Source organism: Pseudoalteromonas sp. CR1, assembly GCF_019392235.1.
Classification (GTDB): Bacteria; Pseudomonadota; Gammaproteobacteria; order Enterobacterales; family Alteromonadaceae; genus Pseudoalteromonas.
This window is the reverse complement of sequence record NZ_JAHXRM010000017.1, coordinates 80,221-100,319: the sequence shown is the minus strand read 5'-3', so window position 1 is coordinate 100,319 and position 20,099 is coordinate 80,221. Positions and strand designations below refer to the sequence as shown.

The 20,099-nt window shown below is 39.5% G+C and carries 13 protein-coding genes; 12 read left to right on the top strand and 1 reads right to left on the bottom strand.

Annotated features, from left to right (window positions below):
• Positions 1-541 precede the first annotated feature (541 nt).
• A complete protein-coding gene (locus tag KZZ04_RS14910; protein ID WP_058404109.1) occupies positions 542-808 on the top strand; it encodes a DksA/TraR family C4-type zinc finger protein in 267 nt (88 codons plus the stop codon).
• A gap of 49 nt (positions 809-857) precedes the next feature.
• Here the strand turns inward: KZZ04_RS14910 and gloA are convergent, their stop codons facing one another.
• The gene (gene gloA / locus KZZ04_RS14905; RefSeq protein WP_058404110.1) at positions 858-1,244 is read right to left on the bottom strand and encodes a lactoylglutathione lyase; all 387 of its coding nucleotides are present in this window, start codon (positions 1,242-1,244) and stop codon (positions 858-860) included.
• Positions 1,245-1,972: 728 nt separating this feature from the next.
• Between gloA and KZZ04_RS14900 the strand changes: the two genes are divergently transcribed.
• From KZZ04_RS14900 to KZZ04_RS14850, 11 genes are all read left to right on the top strand, one after another.
• Positions 1,973-2,851, top strand: a complete 879-nt coding sequence (locus KZZ04_RS14900; RefSeq protein WP_008131457.1) for an NAD(P)-dependent oxidoreductase — start codon at positions 1,973-1,975, stop codon at positions 2,849-2,851.
• 142 nt (positions 2,852-2,993) lie between these two features.
• Positions 2,994-5,252, top strand: coding sequence for a polysaccharide lyase 6 family protein (locus tag KZZ04_RS14895; RefSeq protein WP_219423060.1), 2,259 nt, complete (start codon positions 2,994-2,996; stop codon positions 5,250-5,252).
• A gap of 4 nt (positions 5,253-5,256) precedes the next feature.
• Positions 5,257-7,464 carry a heparinase II/III family protein gene (locus KZZ04_RS14890; RefSeq protein ID WP_219423059.1) on the top strand — a complete coding sequence of 736 codons (2,208 nt, stop codon included), beginning with the start codon at positions 5,257-5,259 and terminating at the stop codon, positions 7,462-7,464.
• 11 nt (positions 7,465-7,475) lie between these two features.
• Entirely contained in the window at positions 7,476-7,820 is a 345-nt protein-coding gene (locus tag KZZ04_RS14885; protein WP_058404113.1) for a cupin domain-containing protein, read from the top strand.
• 2 nt (positions 7,821-7,822) lie between these two features.
• The gene (locus KZZ04_RS14880; RefSeq protein WP_219423058.1) at positions 7,823-9,130 is read left to right on the top strand and encodes an MFS transporter; all 1,308 of its coding nucleotides are present in this window, start codon (positions 7,823-7,825) and stop codon (positions 9,128-9,130) included.
• A gap of 71 nt (positions 9,131-9,201) precedes the next feature.
• The gene (locus KZZ04_RS14875; protein WP_219423057.1) at positions 9,202-10,134 is read left to right on the top strand and encodes a sugar kinase; all 933 of its coding nucleotides are present in this window, start codon (positions 9,202-9,204) and stop codon (positions 10,132-10,134) included.
• A gap of 56 nt (positions 10,135-10,190) precedes the next feature.
• The gene (gene eda, locus KZZ04_RS14870; RefSeq protein WP_219423056.1) at positions 10,191-10,808 is read left to right on the top strand and encodes a bifunctional 4-hydroxy-2-oxoglutarate aldolase/2-dehydro-3-deoxy-phosphogluconate aldolase; all 618 of its coding nucleotides are present in this window, start codon (positions 10,191-10,193) and stop codon (positions 10,806-10,808) included.
• 14 nt (positions 10,809-10,822) lie between these two features.
• A complete protein-coding gene (gene fbaA, locus KZZ04_RS14865; RefSeq protein WP_219423055.1) occupies positions 10,823-11,905 on the top strand; it encodes a class II fructose-bisphosphate aldolase in 1,083 nt (360 codons plus the stop codon).
• The gene (locus tag KZZ04_RS14860) at positions 11,902-12,867 is read left to right on the top strand and encodes a class 1 fructose-bisphosphatase (protein ID WP_219423054.1); all 966 of its coding nucleotides are present in this window, start codon (positions 11,902-11,904) and stop codon (positions 12,865-12,867) included. Before fbaA ends, KZZ04_RS14860 begins: the two co-directional genes overlap by 4 nt.
• 390 nt (positions 12,868-13,257) lie before the next feature.
• Complete coding sequence (locus tag KZZ04_RS14855) at positions 13,258-15,993, top strand: poly(beta-D-mannuronate) lyase (RefSeq protein WP_219423053.1); 2,736 nt, start codon at positions 13,258-13,260, stop codon at positions 15,991-15,993.
• 299 nt (positions 15,994-16,292) lie between these two features.
• Positions 16,293-19,325 carry a TonB-dependent receptor gene (locus tag KZZ04_RS14850; protein ID WP_219423052.1) on the top strand — a complete coding sequence of 1,011 codons (3,033 nt, stop codon included), beginning with the start codon at positions 16,293-16,295 and terminating at the stop codon, positions 19,323-19,325.
• Positions 19,326-20,099 lie beyond the last annotated feature (774 nt).

Here is a 20,099-nt window from a genome sequence, read left to right as displayed (position 1 = left end):
CCCATCGTCTAGAGGCCTAGGACACCGCCCTTTCACGGCGGTAACAGGGGTTCGAATCCCCTTGGGGACGCCATCTACTATTTTAAGTACAGTATTAAAGCAGTGTGACACCGCACTCTCTATGCACGCCGTATCAAGAGTGCTGATCTCTTGGGGACGCATTTACTTTTCTAAAGTAGGTCAGTGTTATTAAGATTTAAACATACCTCACAAAGCATTTCCCATAGTCATATATAAATTACCTTTCAAAGTTAAATATTTAGCTCTATCAGATCACAGCTCTAAAAACATTTATATCAACCCGCAATAATACTTAATCATTTTGCTGAGCTAAACGTGTCACAACCCACGTTAAAAACTCTTATTTAGAAAAAATAAAGAACGATTTTTTGCCTTGCTACTAAAACATTTTTCTACCCTCAAAATAACTCAATAAATTAAGCGAATTGGTATTAATTAAAGTATCTGTATTTTTTATTCAGGGCTAATAAATATTCTACTTGTTAGCATGTATAAAACTTCCAAAGAATGAGGAGGATTTATGGCAAGTGGATGGGCGCGTGATGGCGCAATTCAAGATCAAATAGATGCTAGTGTTAATGATGCAGTGCAATACGCAAGAAGTAACCTAATTTCAGGAGCGAGCGCTGAGCTTTGTGATGAGTGTGACGAGACGATACCACAAGCAAGAAGGTTAGCGTTGCCAGGCGTGCGCTACTGCATTTCATGCCAAGCGGAATTAGAAGGGCTACCAAGTAATTCTAACGCGTTTAATCGCCGTGGTAGTAAAGATAGTCAATTACGATAAAGGTGCTCAAGGCACCTTTTTTTATGGGTAAAATACCACCCGTGATTATTTATGACTTTTTCTGAATAAGCTCTATTGAATACCCATCAGGGTCTTTAACAAATGCAATTTGAGTTGTTCCACCTTTAACTGGACCGGGCTCTCGGCTTACATTACCACCAGCAGCTTTTATGTCATCGCATGCTTTGTATATATCATCAAATTCAATTGCGATGTGTCCGTAGGCATCACCTTGGCTATAGTTATCTTGATCCCAGTTATATGTGAGCTCAAGTACCGTTGTATCTTTTTCATCGCCATAACCAACAAAAGCCAAAGTGTAGCGGTACTCTTCATTTTCAGAGCGTCTAAGCTCTTTCATGCCGAGAATGTGGGTGTAAAACGCGATAGATTTTTCTAAATCAGCAACGCGAAGCATAGTGTGTAATAAGCGCATTTAAGGAACCTCAGGCTTTATTTTGATGTAATTCATCAGCTATATCTATTTCTAAAAAAATATTTAGAGACAGCTGATTATTTTATAAGTTTTAAATTATATGAGGGCAGGAAATGTGTATTACAAGCAAAAAAGCTTTCTTTAATATTAAAGTCTGTCGAATTGAATCATCTGTTGTTGATATATGGGTTAACAGTTTAACTTAATTACCAATTTTGGCTTTTCATATGGCTGGTTAGCGAATTATTTGTGCTTATTGGTCAACCTCCCAAGGCCTATTCGTTTAAATATTATTTAACATCGTTTTGGCATGAAAATTTAATTTAATAGTTTTCATCATATTGTATTTATTGAATTATATTATTTCTATTAACTTTTGGTTGTAACTTTTCAGCTTACAAAAATAACTTATTGGTTGACAATAAAGGCGTTTGGTAATAATGTTTTTACATACCAATTGGTAACCTCCTGAGCGTTGTTGCTAAATGGCTTAGTAAATAATCAGAGTTACACATGATTATATAAGTAAATAAGAGATAAAAAATGCTGCGTTTAATGAGAGTTAGATAAGCCATTTTACTTACTTTAACAAGTACAAACCTTATTCTATTTATCTAATAAAGTGGCTCTACTGAATTAAATAAAGACAGAGCGTACCTATTTTATGGGGTAAATAATTACTCACTCACTCTCATAAAAGTTTGCGCCATCATATCTAGGAGTTATTCATGTCAAAACCTGTAATCGGTTTCATCGGTCTAGGCCTTATGGGCGGCAATATGGCCGAAAATTTACAAAACAAAGGCTATGAGCTGATTGTTATGGATTTGAGTAAGGATGCAGTTGCTGCATGTGTCGCTCGAGGCGCAAAAACAGCAAGCACAGCAAAGGAACTAGCTTCAGGTGCAGATATTGTAATGCTTTGTCTAACAACGTCAGCTGTTGTTGAAAAAATAGTTTACGCTGACGACGGTATTTTAGCGGGCATTAAAGAAGGCGCAGTACTTGTTGACTTTGGTACATCAATTCCATCTTCAACTAAAAAAATTGGCGCTGATTTAGCTGCAAAAGGTGCTGGTATGATTGACGCACCGCTTGGTCGTACACCTGCACATGCAAAAGATGGTTTATTAAATATTATGGCTTCTGGCGACATGGCAACTTTTAACAAAGTGAAGTCAGTGTTAGAAGATCAAGGCGAGAACGTTTTTCACTTAGGTGATTTAGGTGCTGGCCACACGACAAAGCTGATCAATAACTTTATGGGGATGACCACAGTATGTGCAATGTCACAGGCATTTGCAGTTGCAGAACTTGCAGGTGTTGACCGTCAACAGTTGTTCGACATTATGTCTACCGGCCCGTCAAATTCTCCATTCATGCATTTTTGTAAAAACTATGCAGTAGACAACGTAAGCGACCTTGGCTTTTCTATTGCTAATGCAAATAAAGACCTTGGTTATTTTTTACAAATGGTTGAAGACTTAGGTACTCAATCAAAAATTGCTGAAGGGTCGTCTGCTAACTTACAAGCAGCATTTGACGCAGGTATGGGCCAAGGTAACGTGCCAGAAATTTTCGATTACTTCAAAAAACTAGAAAAGTAATTTTGAGCTATAAAGCGCTTTAAGTTTTTTAATTTAAAGCGCTTAAACACACATGACACCAATCGACTTAAGTCTTTATGTATTGTCAGCACAGTAACCCCTGACAGCGCATTTACTTAGTCACAACGAAAAAGAGTTAACTATGCGTTTGATTAGTACAATAAAGCTTAGTCTAGTTCTCATCGGTTGCCTATCTACACAAATAGCGGCCAAAGATTATTTTGTAGACAACAAACAGGATTTTAACGATATTGCGGCAAACTTAGTTGCAGGCGATAAGGTTGTTCTTAAAAATGGAACTTGGCTTGATTTCGAAATTTTATTACAAGGTCAAGGCACAAAAAATGCACCTATTACGTTAACAGCCGAAACACACGGCAAGGTTATTTTATCAGGCCAATCTAATCTTCGTCTTGCGGGCCAGTACCTTGAGGTTTCGGGCTTAGTTTTCAAAGAGGGTTATACGCCAAGTTCAGCGGTAATAGAGTTCCGTCGCAATAAAAAAGAGTTAGCTTACCATTCACGTGTTACCAATGTTGTAATCGATAATTATAATAATCCAGATAAGCGAGAGTCAGATTACTGGGTGGCTTTATATGGTAAGCACAACCGCTTTGATCACAGCCATTTAATCGGCAAGCGAAATAAAGGTGTTACGGTTGCTGTAAGATTAAATAGCGAGCAAAGCCAGCAAAATTATCACCAAATAGATCATAATTTCTTTGGTTACCGTCCTACTTTTGGCTCTAATGGTGGTGAAACCCTACGTATTGGCACTAGCCATTACTCACTAAGTGATTCATTTACAGTAGTTGAAAAAAATTATTTTGAACGCACTAACGGTGAAGTAGAAATCATCTCGGTAAAATCAGGTAAAAACCAAATTCGTAATAACGTATTTTTTGAATCTCGCGGTACGTTAACCCTTCGCCATGGTAATGGCAATGTAATTGAAGAGAACATTTTCTTTGGTAATGGCGTAGACCACACTGGCGGTATTCGTATTATCAATAAAGACCAAATTGTAAGAAATAACTACCTTGAAGGGCTCACAGGTTACCGATTTGGTAGTGGGTTTACCGTTATGAACGGTGTACCAAACTCGCCAATTAACCGTTACCACCAAGTTGAAAACGCAACCTTAGAAAACAACACCTTTGTAAATGTAAGCCATGTACAACTTGCTGCAGGTAGCGATGCAGAGCGAAGTGCTGCACCTATTAACAGCGTAATGAAAAATAACCTGATTATTAATCAAAATGGCGAGCAGCCATTTACTACATTCGATGATGTAAGTGGTATTGCTTTGACCAACAACGTTGCAAATACCACTGTATTAAAAGAGCTTGCTTATGGTGTTAAAAAGCAAAATGTAACACTTAGCAAAGCAAGTAACGGCTTACTTTACCCTAAATCAAGTAATGTGAAAGCAGGTGCTAAACGTGGTTTAAATGTGCTAAAAAAGGACGATACCGGCGTTAGTTGGTATCCAAAAATAGCGCAGGTTGTTGAGTTTGACTCAGGTAAAACGCATCAAGTTAAAGCAAATGTAAGCGACTTACTTAATGCAATTAATAACGCCCAATCTGGAGATGTGCTAGCGCTTGCAGATGGCCAATACGATGTATCAAAACTTATTAAGATTAGTAAAGCACTTACTATTAAAGCTAAAAACCCAGGTAAAGCAAAGCTTACTTATCAGCGTTCTACTTTATTTGAAATTCACGATGGCGGTAGCTTAAAGCTAGATGGTTTAGTTATCTCTGGTGAAAGCGCACCCGATGCTATAGGCAACAGTGTAGTTCGTACTCAAAAATGGGGTATGGTCGATAACTACCGTTTTGAAATTCATAACTCACAATTAATTAAGTTAGATATTAATCACTCGTTTCACTTTTTTGTAACGGGTAAAGGTGCAATGGCTGATGAAATTACACTAACAAATAATACTTTTAACAACGTAACCGGTGACATATTACGCCTTAACACAGAAATAGAAGACCTAGGTATTTACAACGCTGAATACGTTACTGTTATTGGTAACAACTTTAATGATGTAAAAGGCGGCTTGCTAAAGCTATACCGAGGCGGCTCAGATGAGAGTACATTTGGCCCTCACTTTGAAATGAAAAACAACACGCTAAATAATGTTGGCCTTGGAAAACGCAATAAAGAAAAGGCCAGTATTTATGTTCATGGAGTGCAGGTAACTGAAATTGAAAATAACGCATTTGTTAATTCAGCACCCGTTGTAATTGAGCACACTGTTGGCGAGCCAATCACTGAGGTATCGCGCAACACATTTGATGCAACATCCGCCCCAAGTGTTAAAGAGCTTAGAGTCGCAGGCCCTCACACCGCAATACTTGAAGATAACAACGTGATAAATAAGGCGCTTTGAACTAATGAATTTATTTAAACGAAATACACACATACAAGCCGTTATTTTAGCTTTATTTTCATTATTATTGTCGTCAGTTGTGAGTGCAGCATCGCATCCAAATCTGGTTATTACTGTTGACGACGTAAAGCTTATGCGCCAAGCAATAAAAGGCGAAGGGCAGTTTACAGCGGCATATAAAAATTTAAAAACACAAGTAGACGAGCAAATAACGCAACCTATTACGGTGCCCGTGCCTAAAGATGGTGGGGGCGGCTATACGCACGAACGTCATAAAAAGAACTACCAGTTAATGTATAACGCTGGGATTATTTATCAATTAAGCCAAGATGATAAATACGCATATTATGTGCGCGATATGTTGCTTCAATATGCTGAGCTTTACCCTACGCTAGGGTTACACCCAAAACGTAAAATGAATTCTCAAAACCCAGGTAAGTTTTTTTGGCAAAGCTTGAATGAAGCAATGTGGCTTGTTTATACAATTCAGGCATACGACTTAATTCATGATTCGCTAAGTGATGAAAATAAAAAAGTGATAGAAGGCGATTTATTACGTCCTGTTTCATTGTTTACGTCAGTAGGTCAGCCTTCAACATTTAATAAAGTGCATAACCATGGTACCTGGGCTACTGCAGGTGTGGGTATGGCAGGTTATGTGTTAGATGAACCTGAGTGGGTAGAAAAATCACTCTATGATTTAAACAAATCGGGCAAAGGTGGTTTCATTAAGCAATTAGAAATGCTGTTTTCTCCACAAGGCTATTACAACGAAGGACCTTATTATCAACGTTTTGCATTACTGCCGTTTGTTACCTTTGCAAAAGCAATTGAAAACAATGAGCCACAAAGAAAAATTTTTGATTACCGCGATGGCATTTTACCAAAAGCAATTGATACCACTATTCAGCTTAGTTATAACGGTTTGTTCTTCCCGATTAACGATGCCATAAAAAGTAAAGGTATTGACACGATTGAATTAGTACAAGGTGTAACGGCTGCTTACGGTTTAACTAACGATGCGGGTTACCTAGACATTGCTAAGTATCAAGATCAGGTAGTCCTTACAGGCGACGGTTTAAAGGTGGCTCAAGCGCTAGATGATAAGAATGAAACGCCATACATATTCAAATCAGTTGCCTTTGGCGACGGTAACGATGGAAAGCAAGGCGCTTTAGTGGTTATGCGAACTAAGGTAGGCGGCGATCAAGCCCTTTTGTTTAAACCTGCTGCACAAGGTTTAGGTCATGGTCACTTTGATAAGCTTACATGGCAGTTTTACGACCATGGTAACGAAATCATATCTGACTACGGCGCGGCACGCTTTTTAAATGTAGAGGCTAAGTACGGTGGCCGTTATCTTCCAGAGAACGAAACCTATGCAAAACATACTGTTGCGCATAACACTGTTGTTGTAGATGAAACATCTCACTTTAATGCCAATGTAGAAGTAGGAAATAATAACTATCCTAAGCTTAACTTTTTTGAAACCAATGAGTTTGGCACTGTCGCAAGTGGGGAAATAACCACAGCCTACAAAGGGATTGCATTAAAACGTATTTTAGCACTTGTTAACTTACCAGAGCTAGAAAGCACTGTAGCACTTGACATGTTCGATATAGATGCAAATAAAGCGCATCAATTTGATTTGCCTTTACACTATAAAGGCCAATTGATTGATACCAACTTTAGCTTACGTGCTAATACAAAGCAGCTAAAGGCTCTAGGTGAAAGCAATGGTTATCAACACCTATGGTTAAAAGGACAAGCAACGCCTGAAAAGGGGTTAGCAAAGGTAACATGGTTAAATGATAATGGCCGCTTCTATACACAAACAAGCCTAGTTAACGGCGACGAGTTATTTTTATTTACTCAAATAGGCGCAAATGACCCTAACTTTAACCTACGCAACGAAAATGGTTTTATTCGTCGCGTAGAAGGGCAAAAACAACACACGTTTGTGTCTGTTCTAGAGCCTCATGGTGAATATAACCCAAGCAAAGAATACACATTAGAAGCAGTTAGCCGTGTTTCAGAGTTAACGTACAGCACACAGGGTGACTTAATACTTGTTGAACTAAACGTAAAGAATACGCCATATTTAGTTGCAATTAATAAGTCACAAAGCGCAGCTAAAAACGATTTCACATTTAAAAATAAGTCATTCACCTTAAGCGACCGACTTGGCGTTTATGCGTTGAAGAATAATTAGGAGTAATTAGGATGCAAAAGCAAAGTGCACATTTTTCATTTGGTGACAAAACTGAAATTGAAGATCTAGGCAATGGTTTAAAGCGTCAAATGTTAGGATTTAACGAAGAACTAATGGCCGTTAAAATTTGGTTTGAAAAAGGCGCAATTGGTTATAACCATGCGCATAGACACTCACAAGTAACCTACGTAGTTGAAGGCGAGTTTCACTTTAATATTGACGGTGTAACTGAAATTTTGAAACCGGGTGATAGCTGTTTTATTCCTCCATTTGCCGATCATGGCGCTACGTGCCCAACAGGTGGTATTTTAATCGATACCTTTAGTCCAGCCCGTGAAGACTTTCTTGAGGAATAATTATGCAACTTAAAGGCTTACGCTGGTGGGTTATTGCGTTAATCGCGTTAGCAACCATCATAAATTACATTGACCGCCAAGCACTAAGTGTACTTTGGCCAGATATTGTAGAAGAACTATTTCCTGATGAATCTGCATTAGAACGTAAACAAATCTACGCAAACATTTCTATTGTGTTTGTATTTGCCTACGCATTTGGCCAAGCCATTTTTGGTAAAATATTTGACTGGGTGGGTACCCGTTTTGGTTTTGTGTTATCAATTGGTGTGTGGTCGTTGGCAACAATTGCTCATGCATTTGCGCAAGGCGTTTTAAGCTTAAGTATTTTTCGTGCCATTTTAGGTGTAGCTGAAGCCGGTAACTGGCCAGGTGCAGCCAAGGGTAACGCTGAATGGTTCCCAACTAAAGAACGTGCGCTTGCACAGGGTATTTTTAACTCAGGTGCTGCAATTGGTGGCATTATAGCAATACCATTAATTGCTTACTTAACGGTATATTTTAGCTGGCAAATGGTGTTTGTTTTTGTTGGTGCTTTAGGTTTTTTATGGTTAGTACCGTGGTTGATTTTAGTGAAAGCGCCACCGGGCTCTCACCCTTGGATAAGCGAGGAAGAGCGCGAATATATCCTAACCGGTCAAAGACGTGTTGATGACAACGGCGACGTAACGGGCGAAGACGAAGAAGAGTACAACCCTTCTACTGGCGAGTTGCTTTCTCGTAAACAAAGCTGGGGTGTCATTATTGCATCAGCAGCGATAGATCCTATTTGGTGGTTATTTGTTTTTTGGATACCAATTTACTTAAACGAAGTATATGCAATGGACGTTAAATCTATTGGTATATATGGTTGGGTTCCTTACGTAGGTGCAATGTTTGGCGCATGGTTTGGAGGTCTATTGGCTCAAAACAGACTTAAATCGGGTTGGAATACAGATAAAACCCGTAAGCTGACAATTACGATTGGCTGTTTAATTATGCTCCCTGCATTATTAGCTATGGCAAACCCAGGTGGCCCAACTACGGCTGTTCTTATAATGGCTGTTATTCTGTTCGGTTTTCAAACCGCTATTGGTAATGTCCAAACTTTACCAAGTGACTTACTAGGTAAAAAGGCGGTCGGTACCTTGTCTGGTTTTTCAGGCATGGCTGCAAAACTGGGTGCGGTAGGCCTTACTTCACTGGTACCAATATTAACTGCTGATGGTAATTATGCTCCGGCATTCATAATTGGTGCATCACTTGCCATTATTGCTATGGCGGCTGTATGGATTTTAATTCCTAAAATCGAACCCCTTAAAAAGCCTGATTAATCTGCTTCAACTGCTATGCCAACACGCCAGTGTCTGCGCATAGCAGTTAGTTACAAAGGATACTTTCAAAAATGAATACTATTTATTTTATGGGTGAATGCATGGTAGAGCTCAGAGCTATGAGCGCTGCTACGTTACATCAATCTTTTGCAGGCGATGTATATAATTCAGCTGTATATTTGAAACGCTGTTTTCCTGAAGTAGGAACATCTGTAATTACGGCTTTAGGGCAAGACAACCTAAGTATAAAAATGCGCGATCGCTTTAAAAGTGAGCAACTTGATACACAGCTCGTATTTAGTCACGAAAGCAAAGTGCCGGGTATGTATTACATTGAGACAGATGAACATGGTGAACGAAGCTTTATTTACTGGCGCAATGATTCAGCAGCAAAAAAAACCGTTGAATTTTTAACCCCCGATTGTGTTAGCCAACTATGCCAAGGTGACATGTTCTTTTTTTCAGGAATATCTTTAGCGATTATAGATAAAACATCACGCGACCAGTTTTGGGATGTTTTAAAGCAACTTAAAGACGCTGGTGTAAAAATTGTATTCGATCCTAATTACCGACCCCGTTTGTGGGAGAGTGTTGAAGACACTAAAGCGCAGTACCATTTAGCGTTTAGTATTGCCGATGTAACCCTTCCAGGGGTTGAAGATTTAACAACACTCTATAATGTGCATAGTGTTGAGGCGGTCATCGAATACTTAAAACCATATCAAATTAATGAGATCGTTGTTAAAAATGGTCCTGAGTCTGTTATTACACAATTAGACAATACACTTCAAAGTCACACAATAATACCTGTTACTACAGTTATAGATACAACATCCGCGGGCGATGCCTTTAACGGAGTCTATTTAGGCGCTCGACTTTCAGGTAAGCCAATTGCAGATGCAGTGCAATTGGGCGCCAAAGCAGCCGGAGCTGTTATTCAACAACCGGGTGCCATTGCACCAAAAGATGTTTTTCAACAGGCAATGGTTGAAGCTGGCATTTAATAAAATTTAAGGCCTCCATACCTCGGCCAAATTACTTAAAATAAAGGAACAACGTTATGACTCGCTTTTCTGAACTTATGTCAGGGCAAACACTGCTACCTATAATTCAAGCTGATACACCAGAGCAGGGTGTACAAATTGCAAAAGCAATGGCTAAAGCAGGCCTTACTTTGGTTGAAGTTGTGCTAAGAACAGACGCCTCAATTGATGCTTTAAAAGCGATTAAAGAGCAAGTCCCAGAGCTTAAAGTTGGCGCAGGTACCGTTATTAACGAAACTATTTTACAGCAAGCAATTGATGCTGGTTCTGATTTTATTGTTACCCCAGCAGTATCCCCTAAATTACTTAGCGCGTTAGCAAAGTGTGGGGTGCCTGTTTTACCTGGCGTATCAAATACCGGTGATATTTTAATGGCGTTAGAATATGGTTTTGAGGAGCAAAAGTTATTCCCAGCTTCACTTGCTGGAGGAGCGCCATTTGTATCAGCTGTATCAAGTGTGTTTAGAGCAGTTAGCTTTTGCCCAACGGGTGGGGTAAGTGAAAGTAATAAAATGGATTATCTTTCTTTAAATAACGTATTTGCAGTGGGTGGAACTTGGGTTGCTAAAAAGGAATGGGTTGCACAAGAAAATTGGCAAGCTATTACTGATTCATGCATTCAAGCAATCAAATAGGAGGGAGCGCTAAAATGAATGATTTATCTCCAACTATTTTACCTGGTGTAATAGTGGGTGACGAGGTAAGTGCAATATATGATCATGCGCGTGCTAATCAGTATGCACTGCCTGCGGTTAATGTGGTTAGCACAACCTCTATTAATGCAACTTTAGAAACGGCTAAAAAAATGAAGTCGCCAGTTATTATTCAACTTTCTAATGGCGGAGCACAGTTTTTTTGTGGTAAAGGACTTTCATTGCCTGAACAACAAGGTGCAATTCTTGGTGCTGTGAGCGCGGCAAGATATGTTCACAGTGTTGCGGCACATTACGAAGTGCCTGTTATGCTTCATACCGATCACGCCGCTAAAAAACTATTGCCATGGATAGATGGTTTGTTAGATGAAGGCGAAAGGCATTTTAGATTGACAGGCAAGCCGCTGTTTAGCTCACACATGATCGATTTATCTGAAGAGTCTTTAGAAGAAAACATAGAAATATGTGAGCGCTACTTAGCACGCATGGCTAAAATCGGGATGACACTAGAAATTGAGCTTGGTTGTACAGGCGGAGAAGAAGATGGTGTTGATAACTCACACCTTGATAGTTCAGCGCTTTATACTCAGCCAGAAGATGTGGCTTACGCATTTGAACGCTTAACTGCTATTAGCCCTAATTTTATTATTGCTGCGTCTTTTGGCAATGTTCACGGCGTATATAAACCAGGAAACGTTGTACTCACACCTACTATTTTAAAAGACTCACAAGCTTACGTGTCTAAAAAATTCAATTTACCAAGTAATTCAATTAACTTTGTGTTTCATGGTGGCAGTGGCTCTGAGGAAGAAAAAATTGCGGAGTCATTAACGTATGGTGTAGTTAAAATGAATATTGATACCGATACGCAGTGGGCATGTTGGAAGGGTATTTTAGATTACTACAACACCAACCAGGACTACTTGCAAGGTCAAATTGGTAACCCCAACGGTGACGATAAACCAAATAAAAAGTACTACGACCCACGCGTGTGGCTTCGCCACTCTGAGCAGCATATGGTTTCTAGACTAACCCAATGCTTTAAAGATCTTAATTGTGTAAATCGGTATAGCTCATGAAAAGACTAAATACAGTATTAAAAGAAGACGGTGTAAGAACGGATTTAATTTTGCTTATCCGTACCATTTTAGCCACAAGTAAAGAGATTGCGTTTAGGGTTGGTCAAGGTGAACTTGCAGGGGTGCTAGGCTCCACAATGAATGAAAACATTCAGGGTGAAGTTCAAAAAAAACTAGATATTATTGCCAATCAATTGCTTAAAGATATTCTTCTTGAGGACAGTTCGGTCAGAACAGTGGCCTCTGAGGAAGAAGATCACGCGGTAGGTGGCCACCCTGATGGTGCATTTATTGTTGCCTTTGATCCGCTCGATGGCTCTTCTAATATTGATGTAAATGGTCAAATAGGCACAATTTTTACTATTTACTTGGCAAGAGATGACGTACCTTTTGACAGTGATGAGCAGTTTAACCAAAAGGGTGTAAACCAAGTGTGTGCAGGTTATGTATTATACGGCCCTTCATCATTACTTGTAATGACCACCGGTGGGCCAACACGCTGTTATACGCTTGACTCAACACATGGCGGGTATTTACTAACAAACCAACAGTTACACATTCCTTCTCAAAGCCGTGAGTTTGCCGTAAATATGGCAAATTACCGTTATTGGGATGAGCCTACACAAGTCTATTTTGACAAGTTGCTTTACACATCTGAAAGCTTTGAAAAAAGTTCAATCCGTTGGAATGCGGCAATGGTTGGCGATGTACACCGAATCTTATGTCGCGGTGGTTTATTTTTATACCCGCAAGATAAGCGGGTAGGCAATGATAATGGCAAAATTAGACTTTTATATGAAGCCAATCCACTTGCAATGCTTGCAGAAAATGCAGGCGGTAAAGCCACATCACGTGGCGCTCGAATTTTAGAGATAGCTCCTGACGATTTACACCAACGAGTACCCGTTACTCTAGGTTCAACTGAACCGGTTGATTATTTTAACAAGTCAGCGCTAAATTAATTCATTACCCTTCACTTCGGTTATTTAGTAACAGAGAACGCTTTTCTCTGTTACTTTCCTCCTCAACTAATTACAAATCTTCTTGTTCTAGGAACTCTTTATTATACAAACTCGTTCAGTATTCGTTTGTATTTTTATATGGCTTTGTAAAACCAATTGGTAAACACCTTATTTCATTTCTACTTGCACCACCTATGTTTTATTTATGCAAAGCCGCACTAAATTCAGTAAATAAGCTGGAAATATCATTCTCATTATGGTTATATGACCAAGTTGGTTAACAATTTATTTTCAAATAAAGTAAGTTTGGTAACAACCAGTACGATTATTTGGTAACACACACAATAGCTGGCCAAATATTTAACCTATAAAATGGAGAATAGAGGCATCATGAATTTAAAACACTTTGCACTATGCGCTATTGCAGCTGCAATAGTTGGTTGTGACACTGACGCAAATAATAATGACAACGAATTGGGCGCCATTGCTTTGTCAGGGACAGCCACAAGTGGTCAAACATTAACAACAAACGTGTCAGATCCTGATGGTATATCAGGTACTGTTTCTTATTTTTGGTATGCAGATAACGAAGTAATAGAAGGTGCTAATAGCGCATCGTTTACACTTACAGACGATCAAATTGGCTTAGCTATTACAGCTCAAGCTAAATACACCGATGATGGAGGGGTTAACGAGTCGCATATTTCAGATCCTACCTCAGATGTTGCCGCCATTGCATTTCCAGCAAGCGTAACAATAACAGGGGATGCACTTATTGGCTCTGAGCTAACAGCAAATGTTGAAGATGAAAACGGCTTTGATAGCTTAACTGTTGTGTACGAGTGGTTAGCAGATGACGTGGTTATTGAGGGAGAAGTGCTTTCTTCACTCATGCTTACAGAAGCACAGTTTAACCGTGTAATTACAGTTACAGCATCGTTTGAAGACGAACGCGGGTTTGCTGAGTCTGTGACTTCAGCTGCTACAACGCCTGTTGCGCGCGTTAATGCGCAAGGTGATGTAGCAATTAGTGGCACACCGACAGTCGGCAATACGCTTAGCGCCGATATTACAGACATGGATGGCGTATCCGGAGAAATTACTTATCAATGGTTCGCTGATGATGAAGAAATAGTGGGTGCAACCCAAAGCGAATATATTGTAGAGGCTGCATTAATTGGGCAAGCTGTATCAGTACAGGTAACTTATACAGATGACAATGGTTTTGCAGAAGATAATACATCAGAAAAAACAATTCCCGTATCTGCCGTTGCGGTTGATGAAGCGGGAAGTATTGCAATTATAGGCACGTCACCTTACATAGTTAGCGGTGAATTGACAGCGCAACTAACAGATAATAATGGTATTGAAGAAACAAATGTAACCTACAGCTGGTTTGCCGATGGCGTTGAAGTAGCCGATACAAACAGTAACACGTTTTCACCTGCGGCATATGCAGGTGCGATTATTTCTGTGAGTGCTTCTTACACCGATAACGACGGATTTGAGGGTTCTGTAACTGGTTCACTAGAAACGGTTATTTATTCTCAACTTGTTAGCTCACCAACAGAGCTACTAAGTGCGGTAAGTGGCGGCCTTGCTGATGGTGATGTTGTTGGCCTCAATACCGGTGTTTACGCTGATATGGATGAAGTTTTACTGACTAGTGGTGTAACGCTTCGCGCTGTTGAAGAGCAAACGCCAGTGATTAGCGGGGAAGTATGTATTCATGTTGCCGCAGGGGTAGAAGGTGCTGCGTTAACAGGGCTTACGTTTAAAAATATAGATACAAAATCAGGCTCATTTTGTGAGACTGAAGAAAGTGCAATTATTTATTCTGAAGGTAATAACTTCGAGTTTACTCAAAATACAATGGATGGCGATGAAGCCGAGTTAAATAATTCGACTTACCACTGGTTAATGATCAAAGGTACGGGCGCGCTAATAGAGCGAAATACATTTAGTAACCGTGATAATGCTGAAAATGGCTCCGTTATTAAAATTGCTTCATCAGGCAGCGACCATGTTGTTCAATACAATTTATTTAGTGGCACCAGTGCGAATCCAAATTTTGGTAACTCAAGCCTTCATTTAATTAATGCGGGAAGTACTACTGGTTCAGATGCCGCTGACGATGCAAACTTTAAGATTCAATATAACCGCGTAGAAAACTTTGTAACCGGTCGTCGTTTAATGCGTGTGCAAACATCGGGAGCAACTATCAAAGGTAACACTGTTGTTAACCCTAATGGCGGGATTTCACTAGAGGATGGTGGTTTTAACAGCGTGACAGACAACGTTATTATTCGTACTACTGATATTGCAAGCTCTAGCGATCGTCCTGCTGGCGTATTAATTACACCTCTTGGGCATACTATTAGTAACAATTACATTGCAGGTATTCGTTCTGGTAATAAAGAGGCTGGTGGAATTGTATTTACTGCAAACCCATTCTCTCAAGCTGATGGTGGTGTACCAAACTCAGGCAACCAAGCCGTATTAGACGCTGCGGGTGACTTTACGTTGACGGTAACAAACAACACGGTTTTGAACTCTCAGCAACCAATTGTGTTTAGTACTGAAATAGGTTCTCGTGCCCCAGTGGGTGATTGTGATGAACTTACAGTGGATAATGCTCCTGTACTGTATGGCTTAACTAAAAATGCATTTGTTATAAACTTTGATGGAAACCTTATTGCTAATGGCTTAGGTGATCAAACTGATGCAGATACCATTGAAAGTAGCGCCTTAACACAAGGGTTATTTTATCCAAATACGCTTGATAGCGACCATGCTTTTGAATACGACTGTGATTTAATCAAGCATGATACGTCGGTATTAAGCAACAACTTTGGTTACATGGATAGCCGTGTATCTGGTGATACAAGTGGCGATTGGGTTGCAATCAGAAACCTAAATGGTAACGGCTCATTTGATACCGATGGTGCTATTGACCAAGACCCAGCTGCAAACGGTAAAGAAATACTTGAATATGTATTTGCAGCAAGCACATTACTTGAAACAGATCCAGCTGGTTTACAAGCTGTGGCAGGTGCAAAAGGGCTTTACTACATTCAAGCGAGTGATGTAGGTGTTGGCTCAACATGGGTTGTTAAGAACGATTAACCTTGGTAAATACTCTTAAATAAAAAGCCCCTTCTTTGGGGTTTTTTTATGCCTGTGAGTAAAATATGACCGAAAAATGCCTTTGCTTTTCTAATTATTTTTCATTACAACGCCGCTTGACCCCTTGGTAATGCTGGTTTGTGAAAATTGGTATGTTAATTGGTAATGTTTTGGCTGTAAAATTGGTTGATCATCTGTGGTTACTTGAGTATATTAACAACAGTTGTCACATAACTTATACAGATGAATAACAAGTCAACACACAACACTCACACAACAATAACCAACGGAGCATAAAAATGTCGTTGAAGTCTTCAAAAAATAATAAAATGCGTTCAGGTCAATTCGCACTGAGCCCGGTAGCTAAATGGGTACGAACAGCCGCTATTGCGAGTGTAGCAAGCTCATGTGTATTTTCAGCGCACGCACAACAAGAACAAGCAAAAGCGACTGAGGTCGAGCCTGATGTAGAAATCATCAGTGTTACAGGCACTCGTAGAACAATTCAAGATCAAATAGCCATAAAGCGCGAAGCCACAACCGTTGTTGACGGTCTTTCATCTGAAGATATTGGTGATTTACCCGCTTTATCGATAGGTGAAGCATTAGAGTCTATTACAGGCGCTGCATCACATCGTGAAAATGGTGGGGCAACAGAAATTACCATTCGCGGCTTAGGCCCATTTTTAAGTGCAACACACATAAACGGCCGTGAAGCGACCAATGGTAGCGGTGACCGCTCAGTAAACTTTTCACAATTTCCATCTGAACTTGTAAAGAAAGTAGCTATTTATAAAACCCAAGATGCTTCAATGATTGAAGGGGGGGTTGCAGGTGTTATTGCACTTGAAACTGTAACCCCACTAGATTTTGGCAAGCAGCGCTTGCAAGGTGAAGTTAAACTAAACTATAACCCGGATGAAAGTAATGTAGATAACTCATTACAAAGTGACTTAGGTTACCGCGGAACATTTAGTTATGTTGACCAGTTTGAATTCGACAATGGCCAAGCAGTTGGTTTTTCTTTTGGTGTACAGCGCCAAGATATTTCACAGCCAGAAGCAGAGTATCGTAGTTCTAGCCCATCTGGTTCGTCACTTTGGGCGTGTTTAAACGATCCTACTAATACCAATGAAGGCTTTTACAGAAGTAGCGCTGGGGATTGTGAGGATCAAGTAAACGGCAGTAATAACCAAGGTTATGACACTGAGATCGATCCAGATACAGGAAAAGCGGTTAGTGATGGTACTCCATACGCATGGACTGGCAGCAGTCGAAGCTTTCGTCAAAACGAAACGTCTGACGAGCGTGATGCGGTATTTTTTGCATTTCAGTATCAACCGTCTGCAGAATGGGATATTAATTTTGATAGCCAAATTTCTGATAGAACGCAACGAGAAGCACGCCATGATTTAATTTTTTTACAAAAGCGTGCAACGCCAGGCATAACAGGCCCATCACTTGTTACTAACGATGTTGGAGGCATTCTGCATTGGGAAGGTGAAGAGCGTATTGAGTCAGCTGGTGAGCAATTTTCTCGTGAAGAAAATTACCGTGGTTACGGCTTAAATATCGAACATACGGTCAATGATAGACTGACCATTGATTTAGATTTAGCGTATTCAAAAACGTCGCGTGAAGAGCTGCAAATTTCTAACCGAGGCAGAACCGCTGGCCGTAATTACTTTTCGTGGGATATGGGCGAAAACATCCCACATTTTACGCTTACTGATTTTGACGTAACAGATATATCTAACTTTACTGATAGCTTAAGAACACGCATAGACCGCGAAAATGTTCGTGATAATAAGGTAGTGTCTGCGCGTTTAGATTTTGACTATTTACTTGATAGCGGCATGTTCACTACAATTCAAGGTGGCATTCGTACTTCAGAGCTTAGCTTTACACAATTTGGTGGTACTAACGGTAACGGTTCTCGTAATCAGTTTACATTAGGTTCAGGCGCTGAGGCACTCGACGTGCTTCAGGGTTGTCAAATTGACTTTCCTGAATCAGGCTTTTTGTCTAGCGTGTCAGATGGAAATATCATCACGCATGTAGATAGCGACGGTAATGTTGTAGATTCAGGTACAGGTTCATCATGGGCGACTTACGACAACGAATGTTTTTCTCGTGCAGTTGTCGCGTCTAATGAGGGTGGCGTATTTGAATACCCTGAGGTCGAATACCAAAACGCAGGAACCATTGATGTAACTGAAAAAACAACTGCTGCTTACTTAATGGCTAATTACGATACAGAAATGTTTGGTAAATTCATTCGTGGTAACTTTGGTTTGCGTATTGTAGATACTGAAGTAACATCAATTGGTTTTAGAAATAGTTTTGATGTTGTTACCAGTGATACAGGGGTTCTTTCTCTGGTTGAATCAGACACTGGCACACTTGATAAAATAAAGGGTGGCGGTGATTACACCAAGTTTTTACCTAGTTTTAACTTAGTGGTTGATTACAGCGAAGATATTTTATTACGTGCGGGTATTTACCGTGGTATGTCGCGTGCAGATCCATCTGATTTGGGTTATAGCCGCTCTTTTCAAGAAGACACATCTGATACAGCCACTACAATTAGTGACTTGTTAGTGGGTGTTAACGGTTCTGGTAACCCAGATACACAGCCTCTAATGTCGTGGAACTACGATGCAGCATTTGAGTGGTATCCTAATGAAGATTCAATTTTTGCATTAAGCCTTTACTATAAGCAGTTCCAAGGCGGCTTCCAACAGCGCACAGTTATTGAAGATTTTGTTGTTGGGGGTGAAACCGTTTCATTGCCTATTACAAATTCAGTAACAAACGACGAAGAAAGTGAGATCTTAGGTCTAGAAACTTCCTTTTCATACCGTTGGGATAGTGGCATTGGTGTTAAGTTTGGTTATAACTATGCCGACACGGACTTTGAATTTGAAGACAGCTTATACGGTGATACATTTGTAACAGACGTTGATGGCAATACGACGCAGCTGCAAGAGGGTATTGTTGAGCCAGGCTCTGTCCCAGGGTTTTCTAAACATGTATTTAGTAGCCAACTTTATTACCAAATAGGTGGCTTTGATACTGCGGTTATTTACAAATACCGTAGTGAGTATTTCCAACCTTATACAAGCAATGGTACACGCTTACGTTATGTTGATTCGGTAGGTGTATGGGAAATGCGTGCATCGTACAAAATTAATAAGCACTTTAGAGTTAAAGCAGAAGCAATTAATTTATTTAGTGCTCCTAAGTCGCAAGATTTCTTCGTTGAAGACAACTTAGGTGAAGTAAACGATTACGGCCCACGCTTATTCTTAGGTTTAAGTTATAAACTGTAATAGTTTATAACTTAAAAAGCCCCAATTGGTTTATACCCATTGGGGCTTTTTATGTTTAGTTATACCAATAAAATAAATAATCCAAACTTTGGGTAATAAATTGATTTGAAGCGGCTATGCTAGCGCCAACGGTATTGAATATTTCTGCTATTGACTCGTTACTGACGTGCAAATTTGCTTTGTTTTTTAGTTAAAATGCTAACTAGAAAACATAATTAAATATCATCAATATTTAACTGGTTATTAAACCTCTTAAGCAGCGTTTAGGTTAAGAAGTATCAATGCGCATTAGTGCTTTACCCATTTAGTCACCCCATTTGATCCTAGGCGCACAATAACCCTCATTTAGCATAATCAATTAATATATTTTCACTCTTTCTAGGCATGTTTTCCTACCTCAAGACAAATCACTTTATTGAGCTAGTTATCATAAAACGAGTCATTATCTAATTTAATTGCTTTTTTTATGTAGCTAAAAGTCTAATAGACTTTTAATTGGTTAACCAATTTTTTGGTTTTTTTCACTTTATACTCAAAAAAACACAGTTTATAGCTAAATAATATAACCGACCAAGTAACCAAAAAATACCTAGCGTGTAGTGATATAGTATTGATTTATTATTTTAAAAACCATATTAATTACAGTAAGTTGTATTTCTGTACTATAATCTTGTTGTGGATAAGTTTAAAAATATGATTTTTGGTAATAACAAATTCAGGTTGATTTGTGATTTTTGACTTACAGGGTGGTTGACCTTTTTGGTTTTGAGTGTA

Bases quoted from the DNA above. Each gene is read 5' to 3' on its own strand.
- KZZ04_RS14910 (WP_058404109.1), top strand. From the start codon at position 542: ATGGCAAGTGGATGGGCGCGTGATGGCGCAATTCAAGATCAAATAGAT.
- gloA (WP_058404110.1), bottom strand. From the start codon at position 1,244: ATGCGCTTATTACACACTATGCTTCGCGTTGCTGATTTAGAAAAATCT.
- KZZ04_RS14900 (WP_008131457.1), top strand. From the start codon at position 1,973: ATGTCAAAACCTGTAATCGGTTTCATCGGTCTAGGCCTTATGGGCGGC.
- KZZ04_RS14895 (WP_219423060.1), top strand. From the start codon at position 2,994: ATGCGTTTGATTAGTACAATAAAGCTTAGTCTAGTTCTCATCGGTTGC.
- KZZ04_RS14890 (WP_219423059.1), top strand. From the start codon at position 5,257: ATGAATTTATTTAAACGAAATACACACATACAAGCCGTTATTTTAGCT.
- KZZ04_RS14885 (WP_058404113.1), top strand. From the start codon at position 7,476: ATGCAAAAGCAAAGTGCACATTTTTCATTTGGTGACAAAACTGAAATT.
- KZZ04_RS14880 (WP_219423058.1), top strand. From the start codon at position 7,823: ATGCAACTTAAAGGCTTACGCTGGTGGGTTATTGCGTTAATCGCGTTA.
- KZZ04_RS14875 (WP_219423057.1), top strand. From the start codon at position 9,202: ATGAATACTATTTATTTTATGGGTGAATGCATGGTAGAGCTCAGAGCT.
- eda (WP_219423056.1), top strand. From the start codon at position 10,191: ATGACTCGCTTTTCTGAACTTATGTCAGGGCAAACACTGCTACCTATA.
- fbaA (WP_219423055.1), top strand. From the start codon at position 10,823: ATGAATGATTTATCTCCAACTATTTTACCTGGTGTAATAGTGGGTGAC.
- KZZ04_RS14860 (WP_219423054.1), top strand. From the start codon at position 11,902: ATGAAAAGACTAAATACAGTATTAAAAGAAGACGGTGTAAGAACGGAT.
- KZZ04_RS14855 (WP_219423053.1), top strand. From the start codon at position 13,258: ATGAATTTAAAACACTTTGCACTATGCGCTATTGCAGCTGCAATAGTT.
- KZZ04_RS14850 (WP_219423052.1), top strand. From the start codon at position 16,293: ATGTCGTTGAAGTCTTCAAAAAATAATAAAATGCGTTCAGGTCAATTC.